Origin of the sequence: Bacillus cereus group sp. BfR-BA-01382, assembly GCF_022663475.1 — a bacterium.
GTDB classification, from domain to species: Bacteria; Bacillota; Bacilli; order Bacillales; family Bacillaceae_G; genus Bacillus_A; species Bacillus_A thuringiensis_S.
Genome location: NZ_JAKUFQ010000163.1, coordinates 1 through 8,008 on the forward strand (window position 1 = coordinate 1; position 8,008 = coordinate 8,008).

Below are 8,008 nucleotides of genomic sequence, written 5' to 3' on the forward strand. Positions count from 1 at the left end.
TCCACCTTCATATTCATGAATCTTTTTAAACATAATAATTCCCTCCATATCTAAGACTTAATTTTTTCGAGAGTTAATCTCTTTCAAATTTAAATGCAAACGAGTAAACATCTTACCAGTCAAATCCATAGCATCTTCAGCACTAATTTCTTTCTGGATGTATTTTCGTTGTATTTCTGCTTGATATTCAATAAACTCAATCATGTTCAATGATTTTTCTTGTATAATTGCATCCATAATTTATTCACTCCTATTTGTAATCTACAAATCTTTGAAAGTTAATAATCTTTACTTCATCATACTTATACTTATTTTTAATTCTCGTTTGAACTTCTTTTATCCATAACATACCCTTTTCAGATGGGTGTTCAAATATATTAATGTGGTCATTATCAATGCCACGAAAACAACCATTTGTATATGAATACGATACAAAATAATCATAGTCCATCACCTTGTATGTACCATCTCTAACTTTTTTCACTTCTTCCTCCGTATATCCCATACGCAATAAATAACTACATTGCTTACACAGTTCCGATAGGTATTCAGATTCATCTACATTACAAATCCTGCATTTCACTTATCTTCACCTTCATCATAATCAGTAATCTGATAACCATCTTTTTTTGTATATGTTACTGTTGCAGTAACTTTCTCTTTTTTAATTAAATCTTTATCTGAATACATTCTAATGATAATTTTTTTATCCTTATTTTCATCTTTAACGATATCCTCTGCAACAGATTTCAAATTCTCTGGTGTTAAAAATTCATCAACAAGCACCGCATAATTTGCATCATCTTTTGTAATGTCTTTATGCACAACCGTAAACTCACTACCCGTAGGATGATTTGCTTTTTCAATTGATTTGTTCATCGCATGAATTTTATAGAATGAAAAAATTGCAATGACCGCAAATAAGGTATAGATTATATTTTTTAATCTCTTAATTTTTTTTAGTTCCATGACGGCCACAGCTCCTTATCTTCGAAAAGAATGTCAACATCTTCTTTTTGTCTTTCATCCAAATCGTCATAATTCTCTTTGAACCATTTGATTTGAGCTTGTGTAATTTGATAAGTATGTTTCTCATCAATAAGAAATCCTACGAAACCTCTCGAAATAGGAATATAGTTCTTGAATCGTTTCAAGTATTCATCGTCAGGCATATGAAACTCTCTTAATTCACCCATCTTTTTATACTTATCTTCTTTCCAGTGTTGCTCATCTAAAACCTCTCTTGCAAAATACTGATGACCTCCATATTCACATGGAACTAATGTAGCATTAGGTGTTAACCAACCAATTAAAGAAGTCATAATCACTCATCCTTTTCTATGAATTTTATTGACTATAGTTTATAAAGACTTTATGATAATATCATGGAGGAGATTAAAATGTCAACAATTCAAATAACTGGAGATATACATGGTGTTTTAGATATACAAAGGATATTAGATATAGACTACTTAACAACAAATGATTATATTGTCGTTGTAGGGGATTTTGGATTCCCATGGAATAACTCAGAAAAGGAAAAAGATTTATTTCAACAGTTGGTTGCAAAACCATTTACAACTTTATTTATAGATGGCAATCATGAAAATTTCACGTTATTAAATAAGTATGAGGAAAAAACATGGAACGGTGGGAAAGTTCACTTCTTAAGCGACAATATTATTCACCTCATGCGTGGGCAAGTTTTTACTATAAACAACAAGAAGTTTTTTACTTTCGGTGGTGCATCATCAACAGATAAATACAGAAGAATGAATGGAATTGATTGGTGGGAGGAAGAACTTCCCTCTTATAAAGAAATGGATGAAGGGATTTCTAATTTAGAAAAATACAACTATAGTGTTGACTATGTGCTTACACACACTTGTCGTACAGAAACATTAGAAATGCTATGTAGACTATATGGATTCCGTCCAAAACCAGATTGCTTAAATAAATACTTAGAATCTATATATAAAAATTTAAATTTTTCTCATTGGTATTTCGGGCACTATCACAAGGATTTACCACACGTAATGAGAAACGAAACAGTTTTATTTCGTGAGATAAAAAAAATTGAGTAACCTATTGTCAGGATGGGTTGCTTTTTTATATAAAATAAAATGATATGTTCATATGATTTTATTTTATGCACATATTTTGTTATCGTGATTACATTTAATAAATATAATATACAAACAACATACAATAGGAATACTTAATGGGTATAAAATTTAAAAGTTTTTTTACAATGGACTATTTTTACATCATGGAGATATACAGTCGTTATGGCATATATAGGGGAGGAACAAACAATGACAACGGTACTAAAATTTAAAACAGCAGAAACAATGGAGAATGAATTAGGAGCGTTTTTGAAATCAGAAAGAAACAAGAAAAAATTATCTTTAGAAAAAGTAGCGAAAGCAATCGGAGTAAGTGCATCATATTTACATCGTTTGGAGAATGGAGATAGAAAAAACCCTTCTATCGCAGTCTTAGAACAACTTTGTGAATTCTTTTCACTTAATCCTCAAAAGGTTTTAGAAATGGCAGGGCTTTCAAAAGAATCTATGATTCGTGTTGATAATATGAAGATTCCTTTATCACAAATAGAAAATCTTGCTTCATTCATTTTGAAGCTTGACCTCACGGACTTTACACAAGTCATTACTTTAAAAGAGGAAGTTGAAAAGTTTCAAAACAAATTTAATAAATAAAAAAAGACAGATACATTCTGTCTTTTTTTATTTATTCATTTACTTCATAATACACTATTCCCTCAATTTTATCTTCTATCCTCTTAATATCTGGATATTCTACGAGAACGGTTTTACCACCGTCTATATCCCCCACTTGGCATAATAAACCTTCAGATTTACACTCATAGGCGTTTGCACGATATAACTTCTTACCCTTTGTTGTGATGAATAAGTCCGTTTTTACATCTTTTATAAAAAACATAATAACTGATTTTAAATCATTTAACGATTCGCTTTTTCTTTTCAAACTCATTCATATCTCTCCCCTGTCGATTCATTCTCTACCTATAGTCTAACCAAATTTTTTTCAGAAAACAAGCTTGATTATAGTCAATGAAATTAGGGTTAATACTCCTCATCTGATTCAAAATCAGTTTGTAAAAACTGTTTCTTTTTGCTCTTCCTTTGATGTATCGCTTCAATAGATTTTTGAATAGGCTTTTGTTTTTCCTGTAACTGTACTATTTTTTCTGCTCCCTGTTCCCTTTCTATTTTAGGCATCTTTTTCATCATTTTCTTTTTATGATTCAATCCTATCCGCATACAATCTTCTGCGTCTTCTACAAGATTCAAAATACCTAAGACAACAGAACGTTCCCCTTTTTCATTTTTGGTTTCACAAATAATCTCATTGCGTCCTCTTCCTACAAATTCTTTATAACTGTAATAGACTTGTTGCTTTTGGTAATAAATAGAATCCTCATAAATGAGAGAGTTCATAAACACAAAATTATTAATATTAGGCTCTAATATAGCCTCATAATCGCCCCGCTCATCAATCATTTGCTTTTTACTTTGCATAAAGAGTGTACTTCCAATACAATAATCATCTCCACAAGAGAGTAATAATTCCACAAATGGAAGATAGTATTGAGAGTCATCAATATAGACAAAGTGAGGCGATACTTTGGCATCTTCATTCACTTGCATACTTAGTTGCAATTGAGATAATAGCATTGCAGTAGCCCTAATACCATCATCCCCATTCACTACGTATTCCATATCAATAATAACTATCATCTTTTTACTAATGACCTCTTCATAATCAATAACCTCTTCCTTTACTCGGTTATATTCATAATTTTTAAATTCAAGAATTTTTCTTGCCTTTTCATCTATACTCGGTTTTAAGAATACAACTTTTCTCTTTGCTTTCTTGGCCATGCCGTACAACATACAAGAAATGTCTTTCCTTCCCACAATAAAAGTAGCACCACACTCTTTATTGTTAATATCTTGTTGTGCCATTAATGGTAGCATTTCCGTGGTTTTCCCTGTGTTTTTAGAGCCTATAACCAACGTATTCCCTAAACGATGAATTCCATTAATATTAGATTTATCAGTGATTTTCAATGCGAATTCTTCTTTTGTCAATAATTGTTCATTCATAGTATAAAACACCTCTTTCTATTAAATTATTTAATATATTATATGAACCTTATAAACAAATATATTATTCTATAAACACTTACACTTATCTGCAAAATAAAAAAGCTTGATATATAATCAAGCTCTCTATTCAGTCTTAGCAACTTTTCTACGTTTATTTAATTTTCGACCCTTCACTTGTTCTGCTTCAGATTTATGAGGTTTCGTCCTTCTAATTTTCTCTTTCGTAATTACTTCCTCGTATTGTGATTCGTCATAGTCTCGTAATTTCATTTTAAAATCGCTCCTCTTTTTCATTAAATATATTCAATGTTTTATTTATCTTTTTTAGATGCTATATTCTATACATATAAAACAAAAAATATAATCAATAGTTGATATTTTTTGAGCTTAATAGGTTCGAGCTATGAATAAAGGTTTAATTTCCTTTAATAATAAATAAGTGCTATGACAATAATGAAATGAGGAGGGATTATAGAAAAGATGATTATAAGATATGTACATATAATAGTGGAATAAATAATAAGGATGTTTTTTACATTAACTGAATTCATTTGATATCCCATGGAGAGACTCACGATACAAGTATAGCTACTATTAAGTTATAAAAAACACAAAGTTATTTAAAGTAACCTTGTGTTTTAAGCATTTATTCTTCATATTCACCTGTAAAATGCAAAGATTTTAGTTTTTTGTCATACGTCAATCCAGTAATTCTCGCCCATATTCCTGTATCATTATTCATACAGTCAAGGTATACTTCAACCTCTGCATCCATGGGTCTATTATCATTCTGTAGCATCTCAATCAATTCTATTTTCTTCATTTTCACTACCTCCTGTTCAATCATTTTTTATATAATACTAAGTTCCTTATCAGAAAATAATGTTTATATAATTTAGTTTGTTTAAGAATTCAACTCCATAATTTCATAATTAATAATACAAAAAACTCGCTTATAATAAGCGAGTTTCCGTTTTAAATATTTGAAGCTTTTCTTGTTTCTTTATTCAAAGCTTTAATTACTAATTTCTGCTCTTTTAGTAATTGCTTAAGATTTCTTCCTTCAATTTTTCTATTCTGTAAACCGACTGTTTTAATTCTTGTGTAATCATCTGACAATCTACTTACATTGTAAAATAGAGTAAATGATTGTTGTATACCTTTTACATTAATCATGCCATCTACACGAATGCTATTTCTCTCTATTTTTTGCTTCTTATATGTAACAGCACCTAACACTTGTTGATGCACTTGAATAGCAAAAAATCTACCTTCATATACATTCACTTCATTTAAAAAATCAATATTAAAATTCTCGATGAAATTCTTTATTGCAGATGCAATTACTTCTTCATTCTCTAAGTAAGCTTGCTTTTCCGCTGAACAAAATTCCATTACACCGTTATTACAAATCATCGTACCTTTTTTTCTTAATAATGAATTAATCGCATTAATCATCATATAAAACACTCCTCTTTTTTAATTAAATGAATACCTGAATTTAGATTAACTTAATTAAGCAACTTGTTCTGCAAAAAATCCTGGTTTATACCACGAACGTAATACACCAGGTGTTTCTTTTGTTTTTACCTGAACAAAGTATTTAGATTCTTTATATGATGGTTTATTTGATACAATGTTTACATACTTCATTTCATCACGATTCTTAGCATTATCAGCTACAACCTCAGCTTCTTCATAAGAATCACATTCAAAAATCACCTTATTAATTTTTCCTTCTGAATCTCCCCAACCACCTAAATATGTGTCTGTCATTGTTACATAATACTTTTCCATAATAAAATCGCTCCCTATTAAATAAATTTATCAAATACCTGTTTTGTTATAATCCATATATTATAGATATTTCCCTCCATAAATATAAAAAAAGTCGAGATTTATTTTCTCGACCTTTACTATGTTACAGAATAAAATCTTCCTTTTCTTTCAGAAACCTTACCATTCTTTCCTACCCCTAATACATCAAGTCCCCACCACAATAAAAAAGAAGACACTTTAAAAGTATCTTCTTTTATTGATTATACAGCTAACCTTTCCCTCGGATAACTCGCCATCACGCACGATAACATCATTATATACATGTAAATTAATTTTATTCATATTCTTAATGTTTTTACATATATAGAATAACTTATTATAGTAAATAATATTTTACTAATTTCATATTTTATGTTATAATAAATTATGGAACAAACACATTATTACGAGGTGGTAAATATGAAGAAAATGACAATTAAAATTGAAGGTGGACATTGGAAATCTAAAATTGACAATATCCATGAGCATTTAAATGAAGTAAACAGAGGGAACGGGAAACACCGTACAAAAAAAGGAAAAGGTTCTTATTCTCGCAAAAACAAACACAAGGAGCGTTACGACTCATCATCTGATAAACGTAACGCTCCTTTTAATTTATAATTTGTGTTGTTCCGTCATCATTTATTTTTATCATGCCCACATAACTACCTTTGTATAGTAGTTGAGCAGAATAAGAATTCGAGAATAGAAGTAATCCATTTCTATCATCTTGGATTTTAAAAGCGGTCCCCTCACATAACCCCTCTAATATCTTTTTGTATAAGGTATTCTTCTTATATATATACACATCATCATATTCATACCATTTTGTTGTATACGCTTTTAAACATTGTTTTAAATACATTTGCCTGGGAATTCCCTCATCTTTTTGCTCTTGATATGAAAGCTCAATCCCTTCTAATATAGATTCTTTATTTTCTTCTAAATACGCATCTTTTACCTTCTCTTCAATTTTATTTCTATCAATATTGTCTACAATTTCAGCCTTAACAGGATTTATAAGTAGATGCCCATATTCACCATTATATGTAAGCAAAAAATCAGTTGGAATATCCATTAATTTATCTATCAGTCTCTTATGTTTTCTCATTACTACATCCCCTTTCTTTTGTTTTTTACAGTGCATTATAGATGATAGTCATTAAAAATATGCACGAATTGAAATAATAAGAAAGTCTGATGATAAAACATGTATGTTTCATATTCTTCTCATTGACTATATATAATAAAATATATTGAATTTCGAGGAGGATTTGCTATGAAATTAAACAAGAAAATCAAGACTTTTTTGGAAAATAAAAAAGGTGTTGCTACGATTGAAATTGCGATATGTGCCATGTTATTCATCATTGCAATTGGAGCTTTTATTGACTTGTCTGCTATATTAAGTAAAATAAATTCCATTTCATCTACAAACGCCTATGTTTCACGGGTCGTTGGAGCTCAAGGTGGTGTAAAAACAAGAACGCCTGAAAATTTCAAAGGTGAATACATTCATTCCAAAGAACTATACCAAAACGTTAAAAATTCCTTAGAGCGTTCTGGATTAAAAGAATCTGATTGGAGTATGTATATTGATGGTAGACGATTAACAAACAGTATAAACGTTCCACTAAAAGACTATGGTAATGAAATCACGATTAAATTAGAAACTAATTTAAAATGGGATTTATTAAGCAATTTCATTCCTGGCGACTTAACGAATAATCAAACATCAGAGAGAACCGTTGTTTCTTCATTCAAAGTTAGAACTGGAGATATAAAATCCGAATATAAACAATAAAAAGGCTTAGTATTTTACTAAACCTTTTTTATCTGACCAAATATGTGAAAAAGGACAGATAATATCTGCCCTCTTCCTTATTTTTCAGTTTTATAATTGTATTGCGTTGCTGTTGCTAATACTGTACTAAATTTTGTATTGTACTTATATGTATTAGAAATTCCTGCATTAACCGTAAACTCTACATCTTTTACATTTTTATCAGCATTTAATTTTTGAACCATATCTTGAA

15 protein-coding genes are annotated in these 8,008 nt (G+C 29.6%); 4 read left to right on the forward strand and 11 right to left on the reverse strand.

The window, feature by feature from the left end; all coding sequences use genetic code 11:
• Window positions 1–57 precede the first annotated feature (57 nt).
• The 4 genes from MR160_RS32010 to MR160_RS32025 are packed head-to-tail and all read right to left on the reverse strand — an operon-like array spanning window position 58 to window position 1,322.
• Window positions 58–237, reverse strand: coding sequence for a hypothetical protein (locus MR160_RS32010; protein WP_086877424.1), 180 nt, complete (start codon window positions 235–237; stop codon window positions 58–60).
• Window positions 238–250: 13 nt separating this feature from the next.
• A complete protein-coding gene (locus MR160_RS32015) occupies window positions 251–583 on the reverse strand; it encodes a hypothetical protein (RefSeq protein ID WP_242299068.1) in 333 nt (110 codons plus the stop codon).
• Complete coding sequence (locus tag MR160_RS32020) at window positions 580–969, reverse strand: hypothetical protein (RefSeq protein WP_242299069.1); 390 nt, start codon at window positions 967–969, stop codon at window positions 580–582. The genes MR160_RS32015 and MR160_RS32020 overlap by 4 nt, the downstream gene beginning before the upstream one ends.
• Entirely contained in the window at window positions 960–1,322 is a 363-nt protein-coding gene (locus MR160_RS32025) for a hypothetical protein (RefSeq protein WP_242299070.1), read from the reverse strand. Before MR160_RS32025 ends, MR160_RS32020 begins: the two co-directional genes overlap by 10 nt.
• A gap of 78 nt (window positions 1,323–1,400) precedes the next feature.
• Here MR160_RS32025 and MR160_RS32030 point away from each other — a divergent pair, with 78 nt between their 5' ends.
• Both MR160_RS32030 and MR160_RS32035 read left to right on the forward strand, forming a co-directional pair.
• On the forward strand, window positions 1,401–2,084 hold the full coding sequence (locus tag MR160_RS32030) for a metallophosphoesterase (protein WP_242299071.1): 684 nt from the start codon (window positions 1,401–1,403) through the stop codon (window positions 2,082–2,084).
• Window positions 2,085–2,315: 231 nt separating this feature from the next.
• Window positions 2,316–2,720, forward strand: a complete 405-nt coding sequence (locus MR160_RS32035; RefSeq protein WP_242299072.1) for a helix-turn-helix domain-containing protein — start codon at window positions 2,316–2,318, stop codon at window positions 2,718–2,720.
• A 31-nt stretch (window positions 2,721–2,751) separates the two neighbouring features.
• Here the strand turns inward: MR160_RS32035 and MR160_RS32040 are convergent, their stop codons facing one another.
• From MR160_RS32040 to MR160_RS32065, 6 genes are all read right to left on the reverse strand, one after another.
• Window positions 2,752–3,015, reverse strand: coding sequence for a hypothetical protein (locus MR160_RS32040; protein ID WP_242289023.1), 264 nt, complete (start codon window positions 3,013–3,015; stop codon window positions 2,752–2,754).
• Between the two features lie 92 nt (window positions 3,016–3,107).
• Window positions 3,108–4,151: a hypothetical protein gene (locus tag MR160_RS32045; protein WP_242299073.1), complete on the reverse strand. Its 1,044-nt coding sequence runs from the start codon at window positions 4,149–4,151 to the stop codon at window positions 3,108–3,110.
• Between the two features lie 126 nt (window positions 4,152–4,277).
• Window positions 4,278–4,424 (reverse strand): hypothetical protein, encoded by a 147-nt coding sequence (locus MR160_RS32050; RefSeq protein ID WP_000776546.1) that lies wholly within the window; start codon window positions 4,422–4,424, stop codon window positions 4,278–4,280.
• A 376-nt stretch (window positions 4,425–4,800) separates the two neighbouring features.
• Complete coding sequence (locus MR160_RS32055; protein WP_154698619.1) at window positions 4,801–4,977, reverse strand: hypothetical protein; 177 nt, start codon at window positions 4,975–4,977, stop codon at window positions 4,801–4,803.
• A gap of 152 nt (window positions 4,978–5,129) precedes the next feature.
• Entirely contained in the window at window positions 5,130–5,615 is a 486-nt protein-coding gene (locus tag MR160_RS32060; protein ID WP_242299074.1) for a hypothetical protein, read from the reverse strand.
• Window positions 5,616–5,669: 54 nt separating this feature from the next.
• Window positions 5,670–5,951: a hypothetical protein gene (locus MR160_RS32065; RefSeq protein WP_086877434.1), complete on the reverse strand. Its 282-nt coding sequence runs from the start codon at window positions 5,949–5,951 to the stop codon at window positions 5,670–5,672.
• A gap of 441 nt (window positions 5,952–6,392) precedes the next feature.
• Here MR160_RS32065 and MR160_RS32070 point away from each other — a divergent pair, with 441 nt between their 5' ends.
• The gene (locus MR160_RS32070) at window positions 6,393–6,593 is read left to right on the forward strand and encodes a hypothetical protein (protein ID WP_000738845.1); all 201 of its coding nucleotides are present in this window, start codon (window positions 6,393–6,395) and stop codon (window positions 6,591–6,593) included.
• On the opposite strand, the gene MR160_RS32075 is transcribed toward MR160_RS32070, so the two are convergent.
• Entirely contained in the window at window positions 6,583–7,083 is a 501-nt protein-coding gene (locus tag MR160_RS32075) for a hypothetical protein (RefSeq protein WP_242299075.1), read from the reverse strand. The two genes, MR160_RS32070 and MR160_RS32075, sit on opposite strands and share 11 nt — an antisense overlap.
• A 168-nt stretch (window positions 7,084–7,251) precedes the next feature.
• Between MR160_RS32075 and MR160_RS32080 the strand changes: the two genes are divergently transcribed.
• On the forward strand, window positions 7,252–7,776 hold the full coding sequence (locus tag MR160_RS32080) for a TadE/TadG family type IV pilus assembly protein (protein ID WP_242299076.1): 525 nt from the start codon (window positions 7,252–7,254) through the stop codon (window positions 7,774–7,776).
• Window positions 7,777–8,008: the final 232 nt, after the last annotated feature.

Bases quoted from the DNA above. Each gene is read 5' to 3' on its own strand.
- MR160_RS32010 (WP_086877424.1), bottom strand. From the start codon at position 237: ATGGATGCAATTATACAAGAAAAATCATTGAACATGATTGAGTTTATT.
- MR160_RS32020 (WP_242299069.1), bottom strand. From the start codon at position 969: ATGGAACTAAAAAAAATTAAGAGATTAAAAAATATAATCTATACCTTA.
- MR160_RS32025 (WP_242299070.1), bottom strand. From the start codon at position 1,322: ATGACTTCTTTAATTGGTTGGTTAACACCTAATGCTACATTAGTTCCA.
- MR160_RS32030 (WP_242299071.1), top strand. From the start codon at position 1,401: ATGTCAACAATTCAAATAACTGGAGATATACATGGTGTTTTAGATATA.
- MR160_RS32035 (WP_242299072.1), top strand. From the start codon at position 2,316: ATGACAACGGTACTAAAATTTAAAACAGCAGAAACAATGGAGAATGAA.
- MR160_RS32040 (WP_242289023.1), bottom strand. From the start codon at position 3,015: ATGAGTTTGAAAAGAAAAAGCGAATCGTTAAATGATTTAAAATCAGTT.
- MR160_RS32045 (WP_242299073.1), bottom strand. From the start codon at position 4,151: ATGAATGAACAATTATTGACAAAAGAAGAATTCGCATTGAAAATCACT.
- MR160_RS32050 (WP_000776546.1), bottom strand. From the start codon at position 4,424: ATGAAATTACGAGACTATGACGAATCACAATACGAGGAAGTAATTACG.
- MR160_RS32055 (WP_154698619.1), bottom strand. From the start codon at position 4,977: ATGAAGAAAATAGAATTGATTGAGATGCTACAGAATGATAATAGACCC.
- MR160_RS32060 (WP_242299074.1), bottom strand. From the start codon at position 5,615: ATGATGATTAATGCGATTAATTCATTATTAAGAAAAAAAGGTACGATG.
- MR160_RS32065 (WP_086877434.1), bottom strand. From the start codon at position 5,951: ATGGAAAAGTATTATGTAACAATGACAGACACATATTTAGGTGGTTGG.
- MR160_RS32070 (WP_000738845.1), top strand. From the start codon at position 6,393: ATGAAGAAAATGACAATTAAAATTGAAGGTGGACATTGGAAATCTAAA.
- MR160_RS32075 (WP_242299075.1), bottom strand. From the start codon at position 7,083: ATGAGAAAACATAAGAGACTGATAGATAAATTAATGGATATTCCAACT.
- MR160_RS32080 (WP_242299076.1), top strand. From the start codon at position 7,252: ATGAAATTAAACAAGAAAATCAAGACTTTTTTGGAAAATAAAAAAGGT.